Raw genomic sequence first — 25,863 nt, forward strand, 5'->3', positions numbered from 1 at the left:
TATCCCGCTACTTTTACCTTAAAAACAGCTATATGAGTAGAGACCGTGTTGTATTTTTCAGCAAACGTGATATGATGAAAGTTCCTATGCTGGAGAAGGCTGAAAGATACCTGGAAGGTATTTCGGATTTTGGCTCGATGAATCTTAATTCGCTGCTAGAATATCACCATATACACCAATATTTTGAGAACGGCTTATTTCTTGAAAGATGGACAGAGGTTCAAAAAAGCTCTTACAGGAAAATCATAAAAACAGCGTTTATCACATTACGCAAATATCTATATGATTTACGCGATAAGGATTTCATAGGTGTTATAGACGAATTGGAATTTGATAATCGTAGTAACTTTTGGGAAGTATTTCGATATTTTGAGGTTTATAAAAAAATTGAGCGTAAGACATTTGAGAAAATTTTAGATGCTCACCCACATCACGTAAGGTACATCCTTCCGCTAAAGCAGATTGTGGCACATTTCAACACGGAGCTCCGTGCGTTTTTGCTAACCTATGAGGAAAGTGCAGAATTACTGCTTACCCATTACGAACAGAAACATGATGAACCAAGTGAATATTATTTCCCGACAGATCTTAATGACACGGATAAACAGGATATCATAGCTGCTTATCTCGATTCTCCGTCACCAAACTTGAACTATGTTGACTTGGCGCTTCACTCGAAACATCTGAAACTGCCGCCACGATTATTATTAAAAGCAAAGCAAACGTCAGAACGCGTCAAGGATGAACTCCTAACCGAAGAGAACTCTATTAAGATATCAGGCCGCGCGGCATTAAATATGGATCAGTCGGAAGCTGTCATCTTCGAAGGTGAAGGGGAAGAATTGACAACGGTATATGGCGGCGCTTTTTTCGATTCTATTGAGAATGACCTCAAACTTTTCAGTGTCTTTAGCCCTGTTTTTTTATATACTAACCAGGAAGGGCTTATTAATTTAGTAAGTAAACATACGGAACTTAACATCCTTGAAAAGATCGGCATGCAGTCGAAAAATGAGTATCTGTATGGCATGTACTTCGCCAAAAAGGACATGGATGCTTTGAATCAGTTGATGATTTTTGATCTATACCTGCATAAAAAAGGCCGTTCCATTGAAAATCTCCTTCACCTGGTTATTCATGGTCTTTTCAATAGTTATTTCAAAATCCCAGGACTAACATTCTCCATGCCCGATGCGGGTCTCAAACCAGTTGACAAGATTAGGTTGTTAGCGCCCGAGATGGAATATTTGCTTAAACAGTATAAAAACTTTGTGTCAAACGGGGAGATCAGTCATGAACTGCTTCAGATGGACTCTTCGCAGGTATATTTCAGCGATATCCCCAGCCTGCTAGAAAGAAAATATATTTATTCCGATCATGGGTCGATCAGGACGATCCAATATCACTTTTTTGACCAGGACAGTGTTCTGGCAGACCGTAAAGACTCGAATGGCCGCAGGACCCTAATGAAAGCTTTTGAGGCTGGAAAGGTCTACAGGTCGGATTTTGAGGACTATCAGCAACAATTCATCGATCAGGCAGTGGAAGCTGGCGATCTCCTGATCAATGACGACGGGGAGGTCCTAATGGCCGATCCCATCCGTGTCATTGTTGCCGGAAAACTAAGAGAGAACGGTTTCATCAGTTACTGGCACTATCATAAACCTTTCCGGGACGAAATAGACAGGTTGATCGCGGAAGGCCTGTTGAGAACATCTGACAAATTATTGACCAGCGAAGAGGTGAACTACTTTAATTTTTACCTGAACAAAAGGGAGTATACGAACGGCAAAGATCTCAGGAACAAATACCTGCACGGGTCGAACATTCGCGATGAACATCAACAACGGGCAGATTATCATTATTTCCTTAGAACGTTCATCTTGATCTTACTAAAGTTAAGAGATGATGTCACGCTTTATAAGCATCATTACGGGTCTTCATTAAATAGAAAATCATAAATTGTTACAAATTATATTATATCACAATATCTATTTTATATTTAGCTAAATTTATTTTAATAACCTATTGACTTTATCCATGCAAACTGATTTATTCGATCTTTCCAAGATTAAGGAAACATCAATTAGCCTTAACCGTACCAGGTATGAACGGCGACTCGAAATATTAAAACATCTCGGACAGGATACAGGCAGAATTTCTTCGGTCGTTGATGGTGCCATTAATAATGTCAAAAATAACCGTCGATCATTTGTGATTTACGGCGAACCGCAAAGCGGTAAGACGGAACTAATGATCGCATTAACCGCGAGACTACTTGATGAGGGCTATAAGATTATTATTGCCCTAATGAACGATAGTGTGCAGCTTCTCGGTCAAAATTTAGAACGTTTTCAGCGTTCTGGTTTATCTCCTGCGCCAAAAAAATTCAGCGAGATACTGGCACCCGAGATAAACCTGGGGAATCGTGAATGGGTCATTTTTTGTAAAAAAAATGCGAAGGATCTGCAAAAGTTAATTACCAAATTGAAAGGACAAAAAAATATTGTCGTATTAGATGACGAAGCGGATTTTGCAACGCCGAATTCCAAGATCAATCGTCAACAAAGGAGTACGATTAACGACTTAACGGGTGAGCTTCTTAGCAATCATGGTATCTACATTGGGGTAACGGCTACGCCGGCCAGATTGGATCTCAACAATACGCACAATAATGAAAACGATGATTGGTTGGACTTCCCCATACACGCCAAATACACGGGTCAGGACGTTTTCTTTCCGGTTAATATTTCCAGTTTGCCATACCGCCTTACATTTACGCCTGCGAATCAGGAGATGAGCGAATCTATCCAAAAAGCGTTATTCAGCTTTATGGTAAATGTAGGCTACCTTAATATCAATAATTCCGAAGAGAATTATTCGCTTCTCATCCATACTAGTGGCAAAACGTCCGATCACTCCATTGGGTACCGGCAATTGGTCGGAATTTTTGAGGCAATTAAAGAAGATACAAATTCCAATCATGCCAAATATTTAAAGGCCATATGGGAACTCGCGAAAACAAGATATCCTGGACATGAAGACCAGGTGACAGCGTATATCGTCGGGAATAGTGAGCGGCATAACCTGGTCGTAATGAATAGCGATAAAGACGTGAACGCAGCCGACAATAGAACTGGCACCTCACCGACTTCCCCTTTTACCGTTATCATAGGTGGAAATATAGTATCCAGGGGTGTGACCTTTGATAATCTGCTGTCTATGTTATTTGCTCGCGACGTTGTAAGCAAACTGCAGCAGGATACTTATATCCAACGTGCACGAATGTTCGGCGCTCGTGGTAGATATTTAGAGTATTTTGAATTAATGATACCTGAAGCTTTATTTCTCGATTGGCAGAAGTGTTTTATCTTTCACAGGTTGTCATTAGAATCACGAAAATTAGTTAATGAGTCACCTGTTTGGCTGGATGATAACCGTGTAACCGCAGTAGCGGCCAATAGCATAGACAAAGCTAGGGTAATCGTGGATAAAGGTGAAATGAGTTTTGCGCTTTTTGATTACCCCAACACGGAGCTCGAAAGCATAATTTCCGGCGGTGGTACTGCAATTCATAAGATAAAGCAAATTTCAGATCTCCTTGGCACAGAGTGTTTGCCCACTTATTTGATTAATTATATTGAAAGTTTCAGACCGGAGGGTGACGATTCTATTGTAGTCCATAAAACATCTACGATTTCCGGCTACAGAGACAGTGCCGAAGTAGATAGAGCCACTATCACTCGTACACGCGGATTCATGGGTAACGACCAATTAGAGGTCGAAAAGTATCCTGATGCAATCCATCATATTAAGGTATTTGAGAATGGCATGGGACAAGGAAGGGTATTCTATAAATATCAAGGTCGAATCCGATTTTTAAAAACCAATTAAATTTACTTCATTTACTAATTAATTTAGCATCGGCATGGTCTGTTCAAATTAACTATATTTGTATGCGATTCCTATTTACTTATAATGCAAAGCGATATTCTCTCTATAATAAACGATAAATTCAATGTACCTGTCAATAATGATTGGTCATTTGCGGGATCGCGATCTATTGATAACCTTACTCATGGTTATCACCGTTACCCGGCGAAGTTCATACCCCAGATTGTAAAAAAACTCATAGAAACTTATACAGTCCCCACCGATAAAATCGCGGATGTGTTCGCCGGTTGCGGTACCACTCTGGTGGAATCTAAAGTTCATGGCCGTAATTCTGTAGGCGTTGATATAAATCCGGTCGCTCAACTGATAACCCAAGCCAAAATACATGCGCTCGAACCTCACTTATTAGCCGAAAGAATTGCGAATTTTAAAGCGGAGATGGCAGGCTATGATTCGGAAACCGTATATGCTGCTGCACATCACGCAAGAATAGATTATTGGTTCAGAGAAAAAGAAAAAAATGAGATCGCCTTTCTTTATAGTGTGATAAACAATATCGAAGAAGCAGACTTTAAAAACTTTTTCTTATGCGCACTTTCTAACATTTTAAAAAATTGTTCTCGTTGGTTACAGCGTGGAACAAAGCCGCAAATAGATCCAAATAAGGTTATTGCTGATCCGTTTAAAGCGATGGAATTGCAATTGCGGAAGATGTTTAAAAAGAACAATGATTTTTATACACAACTGCAAAAGGATAATAATCTAACAGTTCAGTGCGATATCAAACTTGCGGACGCTCGAAAAACGAAAATCAGGGCCAATTCGATTGGGGCTATAATAACATCGCCGCCGTACGTCACTTCGTATGAATATGCTGATATTCACCAGCTGACTGCTTACTGGTATGAATATATTACTGATATAAGCACGTTTAGAAAGAATTTTATTGGGACTTTTTATTCTAACAACAGGGATCTGGTTACCAAAAGTACAATTGCACAGAATATCGTTACCGAGTTAAATAAGATCGATACCAGGTTGGCAGGCGAAGTCGCTAACTATTTCAATAACATGTATGAGGTAGCGGCGGAAATGAAGCGTATTCTAAAACCATCAGGGGTTACCTGCCTGGTCGTTGGTAATACCACGATGAAAGATGTCAGAATCAAATCTGCAGAAGCTTTCGCGGAAATGCTGATATTATTGAATTTCGAGATCGTAGAGATTATCAAACGTGAAATACCTCATAAAATCAATCCAACGATTCGAGATAAAAATTCAGGTAAATTTACTAAGCTAACCAGCGATAATAAAAAACTGATTTATCCCGAAGAATTAATCATTATAGCACGTAAATGTCAATAGAAACTTCAGGCACTAAAATCGACGAGATACCTGTAGAGATAAGCTATAGGATTATCGAGTTGTTTTCTGCCGGACTATATTCAAGCCCTAATAAGGCATTTGAAGAACTCGTAAGTAATTCATACGATGCTGGTGCCTCAAAAGTGTCGGTACAAGTCCCGATTGACAAAACCCTGCCAGAATCCGTGCTGTGGGTGTGCGATAATGGCGAATCCATGGGAAAGGATGGTCTTAAGCAGTTTTGGAAAATCGGCTCATCAACCAAAAGGGCAATAGAGAAAACGGACCGGCTTGTCATTGGCAAATTCGGTATTGGTAAACTAGCTACTTATATTTTAACAAATAAGCTTACCCTGATATGTAAAGCAAAAGATGGTAATTACTATGCAGTTACCATGAATTATACCAATATCAACGATAGCTCCGAACGAACTGGAATAAAATTGGACGAAAGGCAGTTAACACTTGATCAGGTCAAGGTTGCTTTAAATCCATACGTTGGGGGCGCGAACGAGAAGTTGCTTTCGTTTAAACTTTGGGGGACTGATGCCGAACCAACCTGGACGATGGCAATCATGTCAGAGTTGAAACCTAAAGCCCACCAAATTCAGGAGGGACGTTTAAAATGGATATTAAGTACCGCGTTACCTTTAAACCCTGCGTTTAAACTATCTTACAACGGAGTTGAAATTACCCCGAGCAAAGAAAAAATCGCTATTAAAAAAACTTTCATTTTTGGCGTGGATGATGAGGTCGCTAAAAGAAATAAATATACGGTAGGCACATACAGGGGGCAACCGTCGGTAAATATGAATACTATTCATAATGTTACCGGACAAATAGATCTTTACCAGGAATCATTGCTTGCCAGCAAATCGGACAATATATCGAGAAGCCACGGTGTGTTTCTTATGGTTAGAGGCAGGTTAATTAATATTGACGATGCTTTGTTGCCAGGCATGTCACCACTTTTTCATGGTCTGTTTAATCGGATTCGTATAACGGTACATGCGGATGAGTTAGATAGTTATATCACTTCTACCAGAGAGGCTGTTAAAGAGTCGGAACAGCTTAGTGAAATTAAAGCCTATATCAACAGCAAATTCAATGAAGTTAGGGCGTTTTATACGAGCGTAATAGAAGAAGAAGAGCGAAAGAATAGGGCATCTTACAAAATCGCCGCTGCATCTTCTGGACTATCCAGAAGGCCTATCCTAGTGGCGGCGAAACGTTTTTTTGACGGGGAAATATCGGATCTGCTTTTAACGGAATTTCCTAAAGGCTTATCAAGCGAGGAAACCATGTCATTCATTTCACGTTTAGAAGACGATCTTGTCAGCGAAAAGGGCATGATCCATAGTGTGGAATGGGTTGCCCTAAATCCTGATGACCCTATTGCTAAATTAGAACTTGAAACGGGCATCGCTAAAATCAATTTACTTCATCCGTTTTTTGCAAATTTCATGGATGAAGTAAAATCTACCTTACCTTTCCAGTTGATTGCCCTTACAGAGATACTTACTGAATGCTTTTTAATTGAAAACGGTATTAAGCAGGACGAAGTGTATTCTATTATGCGTCGCCGTGATGATATACTCAGAGAATTGACGTTTAGCGACAAGCCGAACGCACCGTTTGTGGCGGCTCTGCTGCAAAACTCATTGGGAGACTCTACCGGTTTAGAAGACTCTGTAAAACAAGCATTTGTTTCGCTTGGATTCGAAACTTCTAAAATTGGCGGCCCAGGCAAGCCTGATGGTAAGGCGAATGCGTACCTTGGCCCGGTTGGTTCAGCAGAGAATTATTCCGTCACATATGATGCAAAAAGCACGGCTAAGGATAAAATTAAAGCAACAACAGCACATATCTCAGGTGTCGATAGACATAGAGACGACTATAATGCAGACTATGCTGCGGTAGTAGCAATAGATTTTGAAGGAGCCGACGATCCAAATTCAGCAGTTAATAAAGAGGCAAAAAAACATAAGATAAACTTGATCAGGGCTAAAGATTTAAGTGCGTTGATCATATTATCCAGTCCTAAGTTGGTAGGTCTAAAAGAACTTAGGGATTTCTTTAATAATTGCCATACCGTAGTTGAAACAACAGCTTGGATTAAACAAATTAGAGATAGAGAAGTCAATCGTGGCCCTATCAAAGAACTTTTGCAAACTGCCTACGATATCATTAGGAATGACAAAGAACCTGCAAACTTAAATGCGCTGAGATATGCTAATACGGAATTGAAAAAACATTCTGTTGAAGATTTGAGGACTTTGTCGCAAAGCTTGGAGCGGCTTGTGCCCGGCTTCCTGAATATCAACAATGATGTTTTAAGTTTGCAAGCGCCGCCCGATAAAATTCTTCAAGCAATTAATCAAACTTTTGCAACTAATATGCCGCCGGAGTTTTTGGATGTTTATCTGAAAGCATTTTCTATTTAGGAGTTACGCATATGGGCGGCATAGCAAAGGGCAGAGAACTGTTTACTGAATCGCTGACATCGGCAGATTCATTTTTCGATGAAATCATGACGATCTTGATTACATCGTTCGGTTTTGTGGTTTCGGCTCAGCTTATGAAGTCTAAATACTCACCCGTCCTTGAATATCCCGAAGAAGAATATGCAAAAGTAGATTTTCCATTCGCAGCAATTGGCGAACAAAAAATATACAGTTTTAAAATGTTTGAGATTTTGGGGAAAGTTGCGAACGCGGTCCCATTAGATTCAATTAGCTACACTGCTTACGAGAAGACATTAGATAATATTTCAAACGTTCCGAACGCGACAATTTTAGAAAATCGCGATACCTTTTATTTTATTCGGAAAGTAATGGCTGGATGTTATTTAAGCTATTACGAAAAAATAAAGGACATGGTAGTTGGCCGATACGGTTCAGATCCACTTCATTGGCCGCCACCACTTCAATTCGCTAGAGTTGTAAGAAATGCTTTTGCTCATCATAGCATAATAACGATTAAAAATCCAAACGTGCCGCCGGTAACTTGGAGGCACTTGACCTATGGCCCGCAAGACAATGGTAAAAATATATTCACAGATTTATTTGTAGTTGAATTAATAGACCTGTTCAAAGATGTAGAACCAATGCTGAGATAGGCTGCTTAAAGAAGCTAAATTCCGTCGGGCAAACCTTGATTAAACCGGATATTTTGAAAAGCATTCGCTAATAATTGCATCAACGATTTAAGGTGGTTAAAATTTATAAACATTTCTTCCATCGACGAATTACCACCATACCTTAATGTCGTGCCATAAGGATCAAAATCATGAAAAGTCATGATTATGTTAGCTAACCAATCTGGCAATTCTGCGTTAAATTCCTCTTTTAAATATATTTTAAGCTTTTCCAGCAGCGTCAATAAATTATGTGTCTGTTTATGTTTACCGATAATAGCCTTTATGTATAATTCGACAGAGTGACGATAGTTAAATATTGCAGGAGCATATAGCTCTCGGGATTCGTCATTTTTCAATGAAAGCTCAATTAGTCTGTCTCCGGCCAATTTATACGATTTAGCTAATAGAAACGTCTCACCAAATTCGGATATACCAACGAACAGAACTCCATGCCGCCAGCTTTCATCAATATCTTCTGGCAAGTTTATAATAAATGGTGTATTCAGAAGAATGAATTCGTCAATAAAAGTATCATCGTGATGGCAATTTGAATTTAATCCATGCTTGATGTTTTCAAAATCTGGTTGTTCTTCCCAATACTGAATAATATGTCCAAAAACACGGATGTCTTCTAAACTGAATTGACGGTAGATGCCTTTAGCGGGATTTGCACCTTTGCTCAAATATTCAGAAAAATGATAACACCATTTTTTTACTGTATTAATCTCAATCTGAAAGAGCCTAGCTACTTCAGCAATAGTATATTTCAAATCATATTTAAGCATATAAATCTTCAATAAGTCATACTTCGATTAACCTCTGATTTATTCACTACGAGTATTGAATAATTATTAATTAGTTAAACGTCCAGTTGACATGAAAATACAAATATGTCTTTATCATAAATTGAAACGAAGTCTGAAAACTATTAGTGTATTATTTGAGTAATGATAAGCCTAGACCCAATCGCAGCGCTTGGTCCTAGTCTACTTATTTCAGCACTTTAGATATCATCATCTGTTATTATTATGGCTCTTTACCCCCTTTACTTAGCTTGAATTTTAGCATCTGTTCCACTTTGATTAACATTTATGAGCATCCTTCTACATAGTAAATAAATTCAAGTTGCACTTCATGATAATAATGCTTAACTTTATTTCAATACACTAAGTAGCATAATTTAAGGGTCAATTAGTGGCCATTTGGTGAGCGCCCGGTGAGCAGGGTGATTAACCGACAAATAGATATCGAAAGAGAGCCTGTAACGCAATTTTCAACGTTCCCTCCGGCTCCACAAAAAAGCAAATTAAAAAGGACGACTAATGATAAATTAGTCGTCTTTTTAAATCTTAATGGTTATGAATTGACTTGCTTTAAATTAACTGTATACCATTTTGCACACCCTGCTTACACTGGCAAAAAATGGATACGATTAGATATTTTATCTAACAGTAGTAATCTGCTCTTTATTCTTCCCTTTCACAATTATCACTATCGCCGCCAACACTGAGGCTACTGTCATACTCAACGGCATAGGCAGCACCGACCCGGCCGGAAATGAACTGGCCACACCTGAAACTAATGCTCCTAAACCCATTTGAACGGCGCCCATCAGGGCTGATGCGCTGCCCGCATTTTTACTGAACGGTTCGAGCGACAGGGCAGAGGCATTGGGGTTGATGAAGCCCAGCCCAATCAGAAACAGCGCCAGAAAAATGAGTGTGTTTATCAAATTAAGCATTCCTAACAGCGCAAATATTAAAAATGCTATACTACTAAACATGCATAATAACATGGCATAGTTGATGATTTTATAACTCGAATACCACCGCAGAATGTAAGAGTTTACTTGGCTCGACCCGATAAAGGCAACCGACAATCCGGCAAAGATCCAGCCGTACCCGGTTTCGCTCACGCCGTATAGCTCCATAAAAATTATAGGCGAGGAGGCTACGTATACAAACAGTCCCGAAAAGATGAGCGCAGATACCAGTGCGTAAGTCACAAACTGCGGCTCTCTGATTACAGCGAGGTAGCCTTTTAGTATTGGAGCCGGTTTAAGCGAATAACCCGGCTCGGGTACGAATACTTCCGGAATCAGGAAGTATGATAACAGCAGTATGCAGAGGGCCATTATGGCCAAAAATATAAATACAGTTTGCCAGCCTGCTACGGCAATCAAGTAACCGCCAATGGTGGGTGCCAGCATGGGCGACAAGGCAATGACCAGCATAATGGAAGCAAATGCTTTAGCGCGTTTGTTAGGCTCAAATAAATCCCGCACCAAGGCAACTGAGGCAACCGCTGCAGCACAACTGCCTACGGCCTGTAAAAAGCGGAAGGCGATCAGGTGGTTAATGTCGGCCGACAAGTAACAGCCTGCACAAGCGGCCAGGTACAGCAATACCCCAAAGTATAACGGCTTTTTGCGGCCGTATTTATCCAGCAAGGGGCCATACAATAACTGCCCGGCAGATATGCCAATAAAGTAGCTCGATAAAGTAAGCGATACCGCTGAGGCCGAAGTTTTTAAGTCTGCCGCAATAACTTTGAAACCAGGCAGATACATATCGATTGAAAAAGGCCCCAAAGCCGCTAACAAACCAAGTACGTAGATAATATATTTTGAGTTTTTGTTTTTTGTGAGCATAAGCAGTGTGTTGTACCAAAGCGCGCAAAGGTACGGCTTGTTACATCACCTGAAAATCATTAAAAAGTATAAAAGTGGTGACGCATGGCATCAGGCGATAAAATTAGGCTGCGCTTTCGGCACTGTCTGGTGTTTTAGCTAAACGCTGTGCCTTTTATAAAAGCTAACTCTTTTATATCTTTATTAAGATTATCAATGTGCACACAATAATCTTAAAATGAATTTTCTAACTTCTATACAGTTTACAAAACCGTTAAGCGTGATAATGACGCCTGACAATGAACAGCAGATTTTAGAGTTTATCTATCAAAAAATATTGGAGAGGGATGCCGATAATATCGTTATTAAAGGTCATCAAGTAAAGTATAAAGGTTCTACATCAAGTTGGAGACAGGCTATCTTTAACGGAGTTGATAATGGCGAATTTAAATTGGTTTGCAGGAATAAAGGATGGCTTCTAAGCTATAAAGTTTATACAAAAACTATTTTTTATGTGGCTCTTACTCTTTCGGTTGGTGCAGGTGTAGTTCTTGGATTAGGAGAGGGAGAATGGTGGGTCGGACTTTTAGTTTTTTCGTTTGCTTACGGATTTAATCGAGCTATTAATTGGGTGCGTCATGATATCTTAGTCGAAGACGTAGCTTGGGGAATCGATACGGTATTTTGTGTTGGCCAGCGTAAAATCAAAAAAGAAGATTCCGAGAAACTCAAAAGCTGGTTTTAACCAATAAATCTTAGAGTATGAAATGCCCTCTACTTAAAACTCTTCTTGATTGCATGGTTTAAATTACCGGCCGACCAGTAGCCACTGCCAATGATGCGGCGGATAGTGTACAAAGGATTTTGCGGGTCTCGCTTTTCAGCGAGCTGAAAGGCGGCTTTAAAATGATGTTTTTGGAATTCCGGCAAAATTGCGGTGCTCCATAAGCCATAGGGGTAAGCAAAGTATTCCACTTTTTTGCCAGTCAGATTTTCGAGAGTTTTAGTCGGGTTATCTACTTGTACTGTCCAGTCTAATTTGGGGTCAGGATTGTGCTGGTACTTCACTACCATTTTATGATCATAGGTATGGCTGCCGATGATGTTACCCTCGTCTGCCAGCGTTTTAACCTGCCTCTTGCTCATGTAGCGACGGAGACCGAACGATACCGTCATGATAAAATACAGCGCCTTAAAATTATACTTTTTAAGTTCCGGGTAAGCTACCGTATACTGGTGTAGGTCGGTATCATCAAAGGTAATCAAGATGGGTTTCGGTGGTAGGGCCGTACCTTGGGTTAGGTAGGCATATAACTGGTCGGGCAAAATGCTGTGATAGCCGCTATCGGCCAGCATTTTAACGTGCGATTTGAAACGGCCAACAGAGCATATGTTGTCTTTCGCGCGTTTGGAGTCGCGGGCAGTCCACTCACGTATTTGGTGATAGCAAAGTATAGGTATTTCTTTGCGGGCCATCATAGTGGCCACATCATTTGTCTTTTTAGTGCCGCCATTCGCGGTTGTTGTCTCTACCGTCGAGGTTTCTGTACCTGCCGCTTTTTGCTGGTTTTGAGTAGCCTGTTGGCAGGCTATACTACTTATTATTAGCAATAAGCTTAACAAAAAGTGACCCTGTACTTTTTTCACGGCTGGCGGGCATCAAAGGATGATCAAAAACAGCACAAAGGTAAACTGCCCGGGCGGTACCAAAAAGCGAAGAAACAATTTTAATAAAATTTTAAGTCATGTTAAAAACTATAATTATAGCTCTGCCTGCGACAAAACAGTCAGTATTTCATGATTTGTAATGGCGATGCTTTTACCATTCAGACTTATGGCATGCTCGGCTACCAGCTCGTTAATTACTCTAAAAACAGTTTCGTAAGTGGCGCCGGCATACGAGGCTAAATCTTGCCGGCTTAGGTTAATGTTAATTAAGCCACTCTCGGTAATACCAAATTGCTGATATAATTTAAGCAGGGCATCGGCAACGCGGCCCTTAACAGGCATGTGAGTTAAATCGCGCATGCGGCGCTCAGATACGCGCAATTCGTTAGCAAAAAAGTTAACCAATTGGTAAGTAAGTTCGGTATTTACCCGGAGCGTACTTTCAAAAAACTTTAGATCAACGTAGCAAACCACCGAGTCTTCGAGTGCAGCGGCCGAAATTGGGTAACGCAGATCATCACCCATACCGCGGTGACCTAATAGCGCGCCGTCCCTGGCAAACCGGATAATTAATTCTTTATCCGCGTCCCATTGTTTATATACTTTAACATTACCGGTGTAAACAAAATAAATTCCAGTTACAGCATCGCCCTCATTAAATATTATCTCACCCTTTTTTACCTTGATATTTACCTTATTAGCACTTATAGCCGGACGCCAGTCGTTAAGGCAGTGCTGGCACATGAAACAAGTGTTAACATCGCACAAGGGTTTGTTTTTCTTCATTTTTCTTACTTAAGAACTAACTTTTTGAGATTTTAGCAGAGCCATTGGCCTCAATCCGTCATTAAATTTTAAATAAACAAGAATTTAGGTTGATTTTTGGGCGAAACTATGATGAATTTGTGAATTAAATGTATTGGTAATTCAAATATTACATCTAATAGTTTACTTTCTATCGATTTATAAGTGTAAACATAAGGTATGTGATAGTTTTTTCTGTTTTTGTATGATAGTCGGATTAGATGACCACGATGTGAAATGATTAGAAAAGTTGGTTTATTATATGATGAATAATATATTTACTCTTGAGTTGCTGCTAAGGCTCTATTCAGGATGCAAGATTTAGTTAACGCTATAACCGAGCTTAACACTTTGTCCAGATCAATAGTCTGAGTATGTAGTTTACTATCCATCCCCTAATAATTTAAACTTGTTTCTGTGCATAAAACTGTAGCTAAAAAATGGGGCTTTATTTTTATAAGCCTGGGCGTAACTGCCATTTGTAATTGCGCCAACGCGCAAATCACCTTTAGTGGTCAATTACGGCCCCGAATGGAGTTTCGAAATGGCTTTGGTACCTTAAAGCCGCTTAATACTAAACCATCGGCCTTTGTTTCGCAGCGCACGCGGTTAATGTTTAATTACCGATCGAGCCGACTGGTTTTTCAAACCACCCTACAGGATGTAAGAGTTTGGGGACAAGATGCTTCCACCATCACCGTAAATGATGGTAACCGCCTGGGCGTGCACGAAGCCTGGGGTGAATTGATCTTATCCAACCGTAAAGACACATCATTTAAAAACAATGTGCTTGATTACCTCTCACTTAAAGTAGGCCGCCAGGAAATTTCTTATGACGATGAACGCCTGCTGGGTAACCTCGATTGGCTGCAACAGGGGCGCCGGCACGATGCATTAGTGCTAAAAAGCATGCAAAAAGGCTGGCAGGTTGATATTGGTGCCGCCTTTAATCAAAACACCGACGCTGTAAATTATAACGGAACTTTTTATACGCCGGCCAACACCCCGGCTACCGTAAAAGACAGTAAGGGTAATTTGGTAAATACACCTTCGGGCATGATACCGCTGGTTAACGGCAGTGGCGTAAGCGCCAAAAATGGTAGCCTGGCTTTACTCAACCCGGCCGGGTCAAACCTGCTTAATCAAAACTATAAGGCATTGCAGTATTTATATGCAGGCAAAAAGATTAATAAAACTAAGATTTCAGCTTTATTCTTAACCGATCAGTTCAGCAAATACGCCTTAGATTCGGTTCGTAATACGGCAGGTACCGATGTGGGGTATGTTTACGGCTACCGTTATAATCAGCCAGGTGTAAATATCCGTTATACTACCGGCTTAAATATTAATCCGGTGCTGGGCAGCAAAAACCAATGGGCTTTTACCGGAGCTTATTACTACCAGGGCGGGCATGACAAAGATGGCTTAAAGCTCGATGCTTATATGGTTAATCTGGCGGCAAGTTATATTCCGGGCAAAATGAGCTATACAGCCGGGTGGGATTATCTATCGGGCAATAATGCATTTTCTGCTTCGGCCACCAGTCACCGGTTTGATCCGCTGTATGGTTCGCCGCATAAGTTTTGGGGTTACATGGATTACTTTTACGCCGTTAGCGGGTCGCCAACGGGCGGTTTAAACAACCCTTACGTAAAGCTTAAATACACGTCGGTTAACAAGCGCTTTAGTACCGAGTTAGCGGGACATTATTTTGGATTGGCCGGTACCCAAAAAGATGTTAACGGCAATGCCATTGATAAATACTTGGGTACTGAGGTCGATCTCACCACCGGATACAAAGTAAATAAGTTTACACAAGCTGTCTTAGGTTTATCGTACATGGCTGCTTCATCCAGTATGGAATACGCTAAAAACATTGCGCCGGGCACATCCAAGCTGCATCCCACCTGGGCATATCTGCAGTTAAATATTACGCCCGAATTTTTAAATAAATAGAATTTGGATTAAATAGTAGTAGTTTTTTAAACTAACATTTATACAGTGGTTGAGCCGCTTGTAGATATATGCTATAAGTACAAACATTTGGGCTGACAAGTAAAAGATGCTACTTTGCAATCATGAGTAAGTTAGAACAAGCTTTTCAGCTTTTTGACGATTACAACCGGCAGGATCCGCGCAACATTGCCTGGGATGGTGAAACGCATCCGCAGGAATACTTTTATGCACTTAAACTGTATGAATGGGTGTTGAAGCTCGACCGTACTGCCAGCGAAGAATTACTGCTGGCGTCCCGGAGCCAGCACATTGGCCGATGGGAAATACCGCGCGAAAGCTACCCGGATGGTCGTGAACCGTACTTAAAATGGCGAAAAGATTTAGCGCTACATCATGCCGAGGTTACTGCCCGTTTATTGAAACAGGCCGGTTATGATGATGAAATGGTTGAGCGGGTAAGCCAAATCATTTTAAAAAAACGCATTAAGGTAGATGCTGATGTGCAGACCATGGAAAATGCCTTGTGCCTGGTGTTTCTGGAATTTCAGTTTGAGGATTTTAGAAAAAAGTATACCGACGAGCCCGAAAAGATGGTGAATATATTACGCAAATCCTTAATAAAAATGGATGCGCACGGGCATAACTTTGCATTGCGGCTGTCGTACTCAGATGATGGCTTAAGCCTGATATCCCAGGCGCTGCAGGCTCTTAAACAGGACGGTTAGCAACTGAGTGTAAGTTCATTATCCATAAAAATTATACTTCATAAAAAAAGCCGGGACGATTACCGCAAAGGTTCTCGTGTCCCGGCTTTTTGTTGTGTAACGTTTGGTTACCGTTGCGGCTCCTGATTAGAAACTGTAACGTAAACCAAACTGCATTTGCCAGCGTGAAGCAAAGAAGTCTTTAGAGTAGCTGGTTACGTCGCCCTGGTTAAAGGTATAAATAGGGTTGGTGGTAGCAGTACCTGCAGTAGCCAGTTTTAAACCTACGCTCGAAGTTGAGTTGAAGGTGTTTGGCGAGAAGTATTGGATACCCCAGTTTTTATTTAATAAGTTAGTCAGGTTAATGATGTCGTAAGTAAAGGTGATGGTATGCGCTTTTTTTCCTTCACGAATGATGTTGAAGTCCTGAGAGAAACGGAAGTCGGCCTGGTAGTTCCAAGGGGTTCGGGCGCCGTTACGCTCGGTGAAGTTACCACGGCGGCTGCTCAAATATTTGTCGCTGCTGATGTAGGCATCAAACGCAGCAGCTTGTGATGCGCCTGCAGCAGTGTTAGCAAAGAAGTCTTTGGTTTCGCCAACTTTAGGGATGTAAACCAAACTTACGGTTTGTGCAGTACCATCTATGGTAGAGTTAACAAAGCCTAATGAGTAAGGCGTACCCGATTGTGCGTTAAAGAATAACGAGAAGTTAGTCAGGTAACGGTGAGCACCATTCCAGTCGATACGGTAGTTAGCAGTACCTACAAAACGGCTGCGTATATCAAAGTTTGAGTAAGCTAAACCCGGGTTGTTAGGGTTAAGCGCTTGGTTTAATTGCCAGTTAGACTCCATTGAGTTACGGATACCGTTGGTGATGTCTTTAGACTGACCGTAAGTATACGCTGCCGATAAATCTAAACCGATAGGGAAGGTTTTTCCAACCTGGCCGGTGATGCTGTAACGGTAACCCTGGCTGGTGTTGGTTAACAGGTATGCGTTAGAGTACAGCGGGTTGATAGCCTGTGTGCCGTTAACCGGACGGTAGATAGGCTGTTGTTTATTAACGTCGTAAGGATAGTAGATGGCGTTATCAACTAAGTTTATGTGCTTAAACTGTAAGTCATGAATAACTTTGGTGTAGATACCTTCTACAGTAAAGCGCCATTGGTTATCGGTTTTAAAATCAAACGCTAAGCTGCTTCTCCAGGCTTGCGGCATTTTAAAGTTGTTGTCAATTAAGTCAACCTGGGTTCTGCCGCTGGCGTCGTTAACATTTACACCTTGTTTTTGTACAAACCCGGCTTCGCCGTTGCCAGATAAGGCATCGCGGATAGGATCGCTTCCCGTAACAAAAGCGCGTGCCGAACTGCGGTTATCGTAAGCACCATAAGTTACACCGTTGTTATAATAAGCGTAACCCAGCCATGCAAAAGGTATACGTCCGGTAAATACACCCGTACCACCACGTACTACAAAAGTCTGGTCGCCGTTAACATCGTAATTGAAACCTAAACGAGGTGAAATCTGAACGTTACCTAAAAACTTGTTGGTGATGTTTCTTGGCTGCGTATAGGTATAAGTGCTGCCGTATAACGGGTCAACAGGTGCACCGGTAGTTTTAACGCTCAAAGGCTGTTTGTTTGGCATATCGGCCAGGTCAAAACGTAAGCCCGGAGTTAATTTAAAGTTGTCGCCAATGTGAATCTCATCCTGGCCATACAAGCTAAACATATTCACTTTAAACTGAGCCGGTGGATTATCCATAATGTAATCGCGGCTGTTATTAGTGTAGTTGTAGTTGGTACGTACGCGATTAGGGTTGTTAGCTAAAAAGTCGGCTACACTGCTGTAAGCCACACGGCCGTTCCATGAGTTAACAAAGCCGTAAGTAATGTTGTAAAACTCGTTGTGTGTACCAAAGGTGAACGTGTGGTCGCCTTTTACCATGGTAAAGTTGTCGGTAAACTCAAAGGTTTTTTGCTTCATATTAAAGATGCTGGCCTCGCGGTCAGTACCGGCAAAGATAGTACCTCCGTTTGATGCAATCTCAATTTGCGGAACTGCAGGGTTAGAAAGCGGCTGACGATAATCATGTACGCTTGAGTAACCAACAATTAAGCTGTTAGATAAGCCACCGCCTATACGGCTTTTTAACTCAGCAACGGTAGAGTTTTGGTTGTTGATTTGTTTAAAGTCGATACCACCGAAACGGAAGTTCTGCTGGTCGCGCTCAAGGTTGGTAGCTTGCGAAGTAATGGTGTTGTTACGGATAGACAACTGGTTTTTATCGTTGATGTTCCAGTCTAAACGGTTGAAGAATTTGTTGGAACGTGAGTAGATATTATAGTTGTCAAAACTGCCGGCATCCAAACCATAAGCAGTACGCATGTAATCGCTGATTTGCTGCGCCTGGGTACGGTTGATGATAGGCATGTCGGCTGAACCTGCGGCCAAAATAACCGGATCCTGGCGACGGGTAATCTCTTCGTTAGTAAAGAAGAATAATTTGTCTTTGATGATAGGGAAACCTAAACGGAAACCTGTTTGATACTCGTGGAAAGATGATGGCAGTTTTGAATTATCACCTGCTTTGTTACGGCCGGTGATGCTGGCGTTACGGCCAAAACCATAAACCGAGCCTGTTACGGTGTTTGTACCGCTGCGAGTTACCGCGTTAATGCTACCACCTAAAAAGTTACCAATTTTAACGTCATATGGAGCCAGGTAAACCTGAATATCCTGGATAGCGTCGATAGATACGGGGTTGGTACGGGTACTGCTGCCCGGCTGACCTGAGGTACCGCCCTGGCCTCCTAGTGATGGGCTAAAGCCAATGGCATCGTTATTAATAGCACCGTCGAGCGTTACGTTGTTGTAACGGAAGTTGGTACCCAAAAATGAGTTGTTGCTGCTTTGAGGGGTAGTACGGGTAAAATCCTGTAAACTGCGGCTGATAGACGGTAAGGTCTTTAATTGTGCTGCGCTTACGCGGGTGCTCGAGCCGGTTTTAGTAGTGCCCTGGCTGCCTTTAACAACTACGGCCTTTAGCTCGGTCGACTCATCGGCCAACCTGAAGTTGAAATTAGAACTGCCTAAGCTTAAGTTGATGCCTGTTTGTTCTTGTTTTTTTGAACCTACGTAAGTAGCGGTGATAGTATAAGGACCACCTGGATTTACGTTAGGGATGGTATAGCGCCCTTCGGCGTTGGTTTGTGCGGCATAGCGGGTGCCGGTACTGGTGTTTACTGCTGTAACGGTTACTCCGGGCAAATTGACGTTTTTGCCGTCGGTAACCCTACCCGTTATAACGGAACTTGTTACCTGTGCAAAGCTGGCATCGATACTTGCCAGCAGTGCAACGAATAAGAAAAGTAAAAGCTTCTTCATGTGAATAAAATTTTATACAAAATTGGATTCGACATGTTAAACCTGTGTTAAGCGAAAATTATCATATTAACACTTCATTAACGGTGAGTTGAAGTTGGGTTGTTTTCTGGTTAATATGGCTTAAAAGTTAATGTTATTTAATGCATAAGAAAAAATACCAATTCTAAATAGATATTAATGCGCTTTAAGCAGTTGTTTTATTAGGCTAATTTTAACGGGGAGAAGTTAATACTACTAAATTGACACTCACTTTGTATCTATTTTGCAAATAGTGATGCTTTGGGTTTAACATGCTATAATATATTAAAACAGAAAGTGCAGCTCTTGTTATAAAGGCTGCACTTTGCATTTAGGTGGCGTTAAATTTAAATATGCTTAATGTTAATTTAACATTGTTGCTATAAAAAGTGATGTTGAGTTAAACGGATTAATCTGTAAAACACAAAAGTTAAAAAGTATTAAGATTATTGGTCTTTCAAAACGTTTTCTGCTGTTTCGGCAACATCCGCGTCTCCGTCATGGCGTTTCGGGAAGTTAAAAAGGAGGGATGTTAGCACCGGAATAACAAAAATACCTACGGTAAACAAAGACACAAAAAGGTCGGTTTTTTCGCCATCAATAATTTCGGCTAATGGTGTGTGCGGGAAAAAATGGGTATATACCGAAGCTGCCAGTTTTATACCCAATACGCCAATCACAATAAAGGCAATCGTCTCCAAAAAAGTAAACTTCTCCATTAGCTTCACAAAACCCTGCGCTACAAAACGCATGGCCAGGATGCCGATGAATACGCCCGTGTAAATCAGAAATACATGGTCGGTAAAGGCAACAGCTGCAAACACATTATCTATGGAAAATGCTAAGTCCATTATTTCGACTAATGCTACAGTAGCCCAAAAATTGCCTATAAGGCCAACAGTCGACTTGTAGATCCAGCTTTCATCTTTATTAACTGATTCTTCTTCGGAGTCTCCGCCTGCAGTTTTGCCTTTAAAATAGTTAAAAGCAAGGTAAAGCAGGTATAAACCTCCGAGTGGTTTTAACCACCAAACCTTTACCAGCCATGAGGCCAAAAACAAACAGATACCCCGAAAAACGTACGCGCCGATGATACCGTAACGTAGCGCTTTATTGCGTTGTTCTTTAGGCAGGTCGATTACCATGGTGGCCAGCACGGCTGCGTTATCAACCGAAAGCAAGCTTTCGATAACAATAAGGTTTAAAATAATCAGCAGGCCTGCCTGTATGTCGTCGCCCAGTAATTTGTGAATAAAGTCCATTGTAGAGTTTTGTAAATGATTTAAAGTTTAAGTGTGTGTACGTGTATGAGACCTGCCGACGCTTTTCTTGTTACATCATATCGGTATTCAGCATCGTTTTTAAAATGTTGGCCTGTGCATCAAAGTTACTGATGTTTTGCAGGAAACCGATATCTGTTATCTTTTTATAATGCTCTGCCAGCAACTGTTTTACCTCGGGTGGGATAAGCGTTTTTACCAGCGCCGCGCGGCTTTGCAACTGGTCGTTTTTGTTTTTGAGTTCGTACACCAATGAGTTATCTGCGGCAGGAGCATGGCTCGCTGCATTAATCATTTTCATTTCTTCCGCATCACACAGCAAAAACAAATTGCGCGATGGGTAATATAGAAAGTAAGTAGCAGCTTCAGTAAACTTATACACTTCAATAATCAGGCTGCCTGCCTTTAGCCCGCAAAAAAACTCAGTTTTAAAGTCGTACTTGCAAAGCTGGCCCATCAATTTGCGCTGTATAACGGCGTGGGCCGTATCATAAACTTCGGCAGGGGTGTAGCTGGTAAGCCGGGCTAAAACATCCTCGGTAATGTCATGATAAAACGAGGGCGAAAACCTGGCGCTGAACGCGTTGATGTTTTTTGAGTACGGGTACTCGTTACTGTAACCGCTCAATAACTCATACAATCGCCTTAACGAGGTGTTTATCTTGAGCGCCTGCCGCTGTTTTTGCAAATCAAAATCTGCCTGGGTGAGCTTGTCGGCCTCCAGCCGGGCAATTACATCGCGGTTAAGGTCAATTTCGTTGAATAAAAGGGTTACGTTTTTCTCGTTGGTCTTTTTAATCTTTTTGAGCAAATCAATGAGTGTATCGGTAAACTGAACGTGAAACAGTTCCAGCTTGTTAATATCAAGCTCCATGTTTTGCTCAAAAAGCTGGTGTATCACCTGGCTGCGCAGGTAAATATTGTAAATAATATCGTCCGAAAAAAAAGCCGCCATAATTTGCAGCTTGCTTAATATCCGTACCGATTCGCTTAAAACGCTTGCCCTTCTCTCATCCATCAATATTTATCAGCCCCGGTTAGTTACGTTCTTTTTTAACTCTGTTTCCAGGTTTTCCAGTTCAGTATTTAAGGTTTTGCGGTTTTGTGCACCTTGCTCGTGTATTTGTTTTACCTCGTTCAGGGTTTCAATCAGCGATTGTGTAGTGCGTTTCAGCGTATCAATAGATACTACAGTTTTCTCGTTTTCGCGGGCAACATCAATGCTGTTTTGCTTTAATAACTCAGCATTCTTTTGCAAAATGGTGTTGGTGGTGTCCGAGATCTTTTTCTGCATCTCCACATTTTGCTTTTGCCTGTGCAGTGCCACCGCAATAGTTAGCTGGTTTTTCCAAACCGGAATGGTGGTTGACACAATCGACTGGGCCTTTTCGGCAATCGAAGTATTGTTATTTTGCACCACCCTTATTTGCGCCAGCGATTGCAGCATAATAAACCTAACTACTTTTAAATCGGCCAGGCGCTTGTCCAGGCGGTTTACAAAATCGCGCATATCGGCAATCTCATAATCCTGGTAGGCGTTAGGATTGGCATCCATGGCAGCCAGCTGTTCGCTCAATTGCTGATGTTTAACCTGACCGGCAATAATCAGCTCTTCCATTTGTTTGATGTAGGTAACATTACTATCAAACATGGTTTGCAGCGAGGCATTATCTTTAATGGAATTGATACGGCCGGCTTTTACCTTGTTTACAATTTTATCTATGTTATTAACAACCGTATCATACTTCTGGAAAAGCTTCTGCACGTCAAATACCATTTTCTTTAAAAACGGAATCCCCGATAAAAACTTGCTGAAACCGCTTTGGTTCAACTCATCAATGTCGATGTAATTTAACTCTGTAAGCAGTTCATTCACCAGTGTACCTACCTCGCCCGAATTATAGGTACGCACCGAAGCCAGAAACTGGTTGCTGTACTTCTCCATCGAGTTTTGTACATTAGCACCATAGTTCAGTATCGAGTTTACATCGGCAGGGTTAAGCGATTGGTTAACGGCTTCATATTTTTTGACATCCTCGGTAGTAACTTGGCTCAGGTTTACGTTGCCGTCTTTGTCTATCTTGGCGCCGTTAGTATTCAGTTCGGGTACTGCCGGCAGCGAAGTATTATTATCCATGATATAAATTTAGTAAATACCCCTGTGCAGGGGTATTTATATTACAAATATTTTTGCATTACGGTGTTAACGGTTTCCTGCAGTTTTTTGTCCTGCGTTGGCTCACCAATGGCATTAAACTTCCACTCGCCGTTGCGTTTGTAAAATACCCCCATCACCATAGATACGTGGCCGGCAAAATGTGCGCCGTTCGCAATATCATACTTGGCAAAAACCTCGTTCACACGGTTAGGTGTGCCTTCATATATTCTGATTGACGCAAAGGGTATTTTAGCAAAATCCTGCCCCCGGAAACTGTTTAAAACAAAGGCAGCGTATTGTGTGCTGTCGCTTAGTTGCGAGAAATCAAGCGTGATCACTTCATTGTCGATGCCGTCGTTGCCGTTCATGTCGCCTACCAAATCATCTCCGCTGTGCTTTACAGCACCATTTTTTGATTTCAGGTTACCAAAGTAAACTACCTCTTCGGGTTGTTTAGCTGCGTTAAAAAGGGCACAGCTGGCATCAAGGTCAACCGCTTCTTTGGTGGTGCTTAAACCGAACAATCCCTTTTTTTCGATGGCGCCCCAGTTAATGCCTACACAAATATTTTGAAGCTTGCTGCCGTTAGTTTTTTCTAGGCTGATGCGTTGCCCTTTTTCCAGATTAATTGCCATTTTTAATTTAGGTTTAGTTGTATTTGTTTAAATAATCTTGCAGGCCGCCTTTCATGCCCGCGCCGATAGCTTCAAATTTCCACTCGCTATTACGTTTGTAAATACGGCCAAATTCAACGGCTGTCTCAATCGAAAAATCTTCTTCTAGTTCATATTTTAACAAGTCAGCACCGCTGCCGGCATCAAATATGCGCATAAACGAATTACGTACCTGGCCAAAATTTTGACGGCGGTTTTCAGCATCATGAATGGTTACTACCACACAAATTTCAGTAGCCCGTGGGTCTATCTTCGATAAATCAATATGAATTTGCTCGTCGTCGCCATCGCCGGCACCGGTAAGGTTATCACCGGCATGCTCTACGGCCTGGTCGGGCGATTTCAGGTTGTTGTAAAATATAAAGTGCTCATCAGATAAAATCTTTTTGTTTTCGCCCAGGATAAATACGGAAGCATCCAGGTCAAAGCTGCCGCCGGTTGATGTGCTGTTGGTATCCCAGCCTAAGCCAATTACAAATTTGGGTGCGTTGATAGCTTCGCGCTGGCCTTTTTGCAAATTAATTGCCATGTTGTACAAGTTTTGGTTGGTTGATAAATATGTAACTTTTAAGATGATTCAGGTTTTGGCTATACGCTTCTATAATGTGGTAGCCGTTTCCCAAAGCCATATCGTAAAGATGGTTATTAAATTCGTTTGTTTGATAGCAAATAAACAGGCTGAAATCGTGATGGTCGCTGTTTAAAATATATTTTACAATGCGGGTATTGATGCAAAAATTTCCGCTGTTGATAATCTGCTCCAGGTCGAAAATAGACTTTACTTCGTGATAGTTCAGATCGTTTTCGATGTTGGGGTGGATGGTGTTGTTCACTAATTCGGCAAAATATAGCATGTGAACGTCGTTGGTCAAATTAAAAGTATTGATCATGTTGGTAATCATGCGCTCGTGGCTGCCGGTTATTTTAATGTCGTCCAAAAACAGCAATACTTTACCCTGCAAAAATGCGGCATCAATATGAAACGAGTCATTGCTGATGAGTTTTAAACGCTGCTCGGCATCCAGCGCACCATAATCTTCTTTATAAGTTACGGTTCGGTGCACCTTGGCTTCTTGTAATACCGGCCATTCATTGTCGGCCAGCCACCGGTTAAGTTGCGCCACAAAATAATTTTTCATGGCAAAGGTAGCCGTAGGTATGTAGGAGTAAGGGCTGCTGATTACTACTAATTGTGCCGCCTTGGGCATAGCAGCAATCACTTCGTTGATGAAGCCTTTAGCCAGTGCCCTGCCAAATTTTGCGGATACAGCGTTATCGCCAAATTTGAAACGACTGTAATCTGTCGCGCTAAAACCAAAGCTGTTACTGCTATTAATTTTATGAAGGGAATATGTGTGATGGTTCATGATTGTTTAAGGTTAGGATAGATACTTGGTTACTGTTAATAAGTGTGGCGTTTATGCCGGCATAAAGGGCTCCTTCGATGTCCGCCCTAGGATTGTCGCCCACGTGCGTGATGTTCTGCAATTGTACATGAGCAAGTTGTCTTGCCTGGATTATCATCAATTCAAAAAAAGCTGGGTTAGGTTTCGACATACCGGCTTCGTCCGAGTAAAGCTGGAAATCAAAGTAGGGGGCAAGGGCTAATTGCTGTAATACTTTGCGCAAGGTAACGCCTTTAATAAAACCGGTATTGCTTAAAATGTTGGTGGTTGCCCCCCTGCTTTTTAATATGGCCAGCAGATTAATAGTATCCGGGTCGTAAACCTGAGGCATATAATCAAACACTAACGCTTCCATGTGAGTGTAAAGATGTTCGATGTCTATATCGTGAAGGTTAATCTGGTTATTGTTTATAAGGCTGATCACCATCAGGTACATCTCGTCGGCATCAATATTTTTGCCGGTACGCTCGTTAATGGCATTACACATTAAGTCTACCATTCTGAACTTTTGTTCCACATCTTCGAGCGATATATGCTGAAAGTTAAAATGCTGATGAAAGTATTTACTCCGATGCTTTTTAAACAACGGGTTAGATTTAATCAATGTTAACCAAAGGTCGAACGAGTAATGCTGGTGGCCGGTCATTGGGTTTAGGGGCGGATAATGGCTTTATGACGGAGTTAAAGTATAAACTATAATTGTGATAGGCAATAAAAATTAACGTCAAAATTGTAAATTCTGTGCTACCAGCAAGTTTATCAAAAACGGCTTCGTTTTAAA

At 41.4% G+C, this 25,863-nt stretch carries 20 protein-coding genes; 8 read left to right on the top strand and 12 right to left on the bottom strand.

Annotated features, from left to right (window positions below; translation table 11 throughout):
* Positions 1-71 precede the first annotated feature (71 nt).
* The 5 genes from AAGR14_RS08920 to AAGR14_RS08940 all read left to right on the top strand — a co-directional run bounded on the left by AAGR14_RS08920 (position 72) and on the right by AAGR14_RS08940 (position 8,377).
* Positions 72-1,961, top strand: a complete 1,890-nt coding sequence (locus AAGR14_RS08920) for a hypothetical protein (protein ID WP_342648239.1) — start codon at positions 72-74, stop codon at positions 1,959-1,961.
* Positions 1,962-2,040: 79 nt separating this feature from the next.
* On the top strand, positions 2,041-3,894 hold the full coding sequence (locus AAGR14_RS08925; RefSeq protein WP_342648240.1) for a Z1 domain-containing protein: 1,854 nt from the start codon (positions 2,041-2,043) through the stop codon (positions 3,892-3,894).
* An 84-nt stretch (positions 3,895-3,978) separates the two neighbouring features.
* On the top strand, positions 3,979-5,259 hold the full coding sequence (locus AAGR14_RS08930; protein ID WP_342648241.1) for a DNA methyltransferase: 1,281 nt from the start codon (positions 3,979-3,981) through the stop codon (positions 5,257-5,259).
* Complete coding sequence (locus tag AAGR14_RS08935; protein ID WP_342648242.1) at positions 5,250-7,703, top strand: ATP-binding protein; 2,454 nt, start codon at positions 5,250-5,252, stop codon at positions 7,701-7,703. Before AAGR14_RS08930 ends, AAGR14_RS08935 begins: the two co-directional genes overlap by 10 nt.
* An 11-nt stretch (positions 7,704-7,714) precedes the next feature.
* A complete protein-coding gene (locus tag AAGR14_RS08940; RefSeq protein ID WP_342648243.1) occupies positions 7,715-8,377 on the top strand; it encodes a hypothetical protein in 663 nt (220 codons plus the stop codon).
* Between the two features lie 14 nt (positions 8,378-8,391).
* Here the strand turns inward: AAGR14_RS08940 and AAGR14_RS08945 are convergent, their stop codons facing one another.
* Together AAGR14_RS08945 and AAGR14_RS08950 are read right to left on the bottom strand one after the other, a co-directional pair.
* Complete coding sequence (locus AAGR14_RS08945; RefSeq protein ID WP_342648244.1) at positions 8,392-9,168, bottom strand: HEPN domain-containing protein; 777 nt, start codon at positions 9,166-9,168, stop codon at positions 8,392-8,394.
* A 671-nt stretch (positions 9,169-9,839) separates the two neighbouring features.
* Entirely contained in the window at positions 9,840-11,048 is a 1,209-nt protein-coding gene (locus AAGR14_RS08950) for a multidrug effflux MFS transporter (protein WP_342648245.1), read from the bottom strand.
* 265 nt (positions 11,049-11,313) lie between these two features.
* On the opposite strand from AAGR14_RS08950, the gene AAGR14_RS08955 reads away from it, so the two are divergent.
* Positions 11,314-11,772, top strand: coding sequence for a hypothetical protein (locus tag AAGR14_RS08955; protein WP_342648246.1), 459 nt, complete (start codon positions 11,314-11,316; stop codon positions 11,770-11,772).
* A gap of 29 nt (positions 11,773-11,801) precedes the next feature.
* Here the strand turns inward: AAGR14_RS08955 and AAGR14_RS08960 are convergent, their stop codons facing one another.
* Positions 11,802-12,674, bottom strand: a complete 873-nt coding sequence (locus AAGR14_RS08960; protein WP_342648247.1) for a polysaccharide deacetylase family protein — start codon at positions 12,672-12,674, stop codon at positions 11,802-11,804.
* A gap of 114 nt (positions 12,675-12,788) precedes the next feature.
* On the bottom strand, positions 12,789-13,481 hold the full coding sequence (locus AAGR14_RS08965; RefSeq protein WP_342648248.1) for a Crp/Fnr family transcriptional regulator: 693 nt from the start codon (positions 13,479-13,481) through the stop codon (positions 12,789-12,791).
* Between the two features lie 435 nt (positions 13,482-13,916).
* Here AAGR14_RS08965 and AAGR14_RS08970 point away from each other — a divergent pair, with 435 nt between their 5' ends.
* Positions 13,917-15,455: an alginate export family protein gene (locus AAGR14_RS08970; RefSeq protein ID WP_342648249.1), complete on the top strand. Its 1,539-nt coding sequence runs from the start codon at positions 13,917-13,919 to the stop codon at positions 15,453-15,455.
* A 122-nt stretch (positions 15,456-15,577) separates the two neighbouring features.
* The gene (locus AAGR14_RS08975; RefSeq protein WP_342648250.1) at positions 15,578-16,180 is read left to right on the top strand and encodes a DUF4202 domain-containing protein; all 603 of its coding nucleotides are present in this window, start codon (positions 15,578-15,580) and stop codon (positions 16,178-16,180) included.
* A 126-nt stretch (positions 16,181-16,306) separates the two neighbouring features.
* On the opposite strand, the gene AAGR14_RS08980 is transcribed toward AAGR14_RS08975, so the two are convergent.
* The 8 genes from AAGR14_RS08980 to AAGR14_RS09015 all read right to left on the bottom strand — a co-directional run bounded on the left by AAGR14_RS08980 (position 16,307) and on the right by AAGR14_RS09015 (position 25,728).
* Positions 16,307-19,546 (bottom strand): carboxypeptidase regulatory-like domain-containing protein, encoded by a 3,240-nt coding sequence (locus AAGR14_RS08980; protein WP_342648251.1) that lies wholly within the window; start codon positions 19,544-19,546, stop codon positions 16,307-16,309.
* A 464-nt stretch (positions 19,547-20,010) separates the two neighbouring features.
* On the bottom strand, positions 20,011-20,826 hold the full coding sequence (locus tag AAGR14_RS08985; protein ID WP_342648252.1) for a DUF475 domain-containing protein: 816 nt from the start codon (positions 20,824-20,826) through the stop codon (positions 20,011-20,013).
* Between the two features lie 70 nt (positions 20,827-20,896).
* Entirely contained in the window at positions 20,897-21,862 is a 966-nt protein-coding gene (locus tag AAGR14_RS08990; protein ID WP_342648253.1) for a hypothetical protein, read from the bottom strand.
* A gap of 9 nt (positions 21,863-21,871) precedes the next feature.
* A complete protein-coding gene (locus AAGR14_RS08995; protein WP_342648254.1) occupies positions 21,872-22,981 on the bottom strand; it encodes a toxic anion resistance protein in 1,110 nt (369 codons plus the stop codon).
* Between the two features lie 41 nt (positions 22,982-23,022).
* Positions 23,023-23,637 carry a TerD family protein gene (locus AAGR14_RS09000; protein ID WP_342648255.1) on the bottom strand — a complete coding sequence of 205 codons (615 nt, stop codon included), beginning with the start codon at positions 23,635-23,637 and terminating at the stop codon, positions 23,023-23,025.
* Positions 23,638-23,650: 13 nt separating this feature from the next.
* Positions 23,651-24,205, bottom strand: coding sequence for a TerD family protein (locus tag AAGR14_RS09005; protein WP_342648256.1), 555 nt, complete (start codon positions 24,203-24,205; stop codon positions 23,651-23,653).
* On the bottom strand, positions 24,195-25,043 hold the full coding sequence (locus AAGR14_RS09010) for a phosphoribosyltransferase family protein (protein ID WP_342648257.1): 849 nt from the start codon (positions 25,041-25,043) through the stop codon (positions 24,195-24,197). Before AAGR14_RS09010 ends, AAGR14_RS09005 begins: the two co-directional genes overlap by 11 nt.
* Positions 25,015-25,728, bottom strand: a complete 714-nt coding sequence (locus AAGR14_RS09015; RefSeq protein ID WP_342648258.1) for an HAD family hydrolase — start codon at positions 25,726-25,728, stop codon at positions 25,015-25,017. Before AAGR14_RS09015 ends, AAGR14_RS09010 begins: the two co-directional genes overlap by 29 nt.
* Positions 25,729-25,863 lie beyond the last annotated feature (135 nt).

Source organism: Mucilaginibacter sp. CSA2-8R (genome assembly GCF_038806765.1).
GTDB lineage: Bacteria > Bacteroidota > Bacteroidia > Sphingobacteriales > Sphingobacteriaceae > Mucilaginibacter.

Coding starts and splice junctions, on each gene's coding strand:
- AAGR14_RS08920 (WP_342648239.1), top strand. CDS start 72: ATGATGAAAGTTCCTATGCTGGAGAAGGCTGAAAGATACCTGGAAGGT.
- AAGR14_RS08925 (WP_342648240.1), top strand. CDS start 2,041: ATGCAAACTGATTTATTCGATCTTTCCAAGATTAAGGAAACATCAATT.
- AAGR14_RS08930 (WP_342648241.1), top strand. CDS start 3,979: ATGCAAAGCGATATTCTCTCTATAATAAACGATAAATTCAATGTACCT.
- AAGR14_RS08935 (WP_342648242.1), top strand. CDS start 5,250: ATGTCAATAGAAACTTCAGGCACTAAAATCGACGAGATACCTGTAGAG.
- AAGR14_RS08940 (WP_342648243.1), top strand. CDS start 7,715: ATGGGCGGCATAGCAAAGGGCAGAGAACTGTTTACTGAATCGCTGACA.
- AAGR14_RS08950 (WP_342648245.1), bottom strand. CDS start 11,048: ATGCTCACAAAAAACAAAAACTCAAAATATATTATCTACGTACTTGGT.
- AAGR14_RS08955 (WP_342648246.1), top strand. CDS start 11,314: ATGACGCCTGACAATGAACAGCAGATTTTAGAGTTTATCTATCAAAAA.
- AAGR14_RS08965 (WP_342648248.1), bottom strand. CDS start 13,481: ATGAAGAAAAACAAACCCTTGTGCGATGTTAACACTTGTTTCATGTGC.
- AAGR14_RS08975 (WP_342648250.1), top strand. CDS start 15,578: ATGAGTAAGTTAGAACAAGCTTTTCAGCTTTTTGACGATTACAACCGG.
- AAGR14_RS08980 (WP_342648251.1), bottom strand. CDS start 19,546: ATGAAGAAGCTTTTACTTTTCTTATTCGTTGCACTGCTGGCAAGTATC.
- AAGR14_RS08985 (WP_342648252.1), bottom strand. CDS start 20,826: ATGGACTTTATTCACAAATTACTGGGCGACGACATACAGGCAGGCCTG.
- AAGR14_RS08990 (WP_342648253.1), bottom strand. CDS start 21,862: ATGGATGAGAGAAGGGCAAGCGTTTTAAGCGAATCGGTACGGATATTA.
- AAGR14_RS08995 (WP_342648254.1), bottom strand. CDS start 22,981: ATGGATAATAATACTTCGCTGCCGGCAGTACCCGAACTGAATACTAAC.
- AAGR14_RS09000 (WP_342648255.1), bottom strand. CDS start 23,637: ATGGCAATTAATCTGGAAAAAGGGCAACGCATCAGCCTAGAAAAAACT.
- AAGR14_RS09005 (WP_342648256.1), bottom strand. CDS start 24,205: ATGGCAATTAATTTGCAAAAAGGCCAGCGCGAAGCTATCAACGCACCC.
- AAGR14_RS09010 (WP_342648257.1), bottom strand. CDS start 25,043: ATGAACCATCACACATATTCCCTTCATAAAATTAATAGCAGTAACAGC.
- AAGR14_RS09015 (WP_342648258.1), bottom strand. CDS start 25,728: ATGACCGGCCACCAGCATTACTCGTTCGACCTTTGGTTAACATTGATT.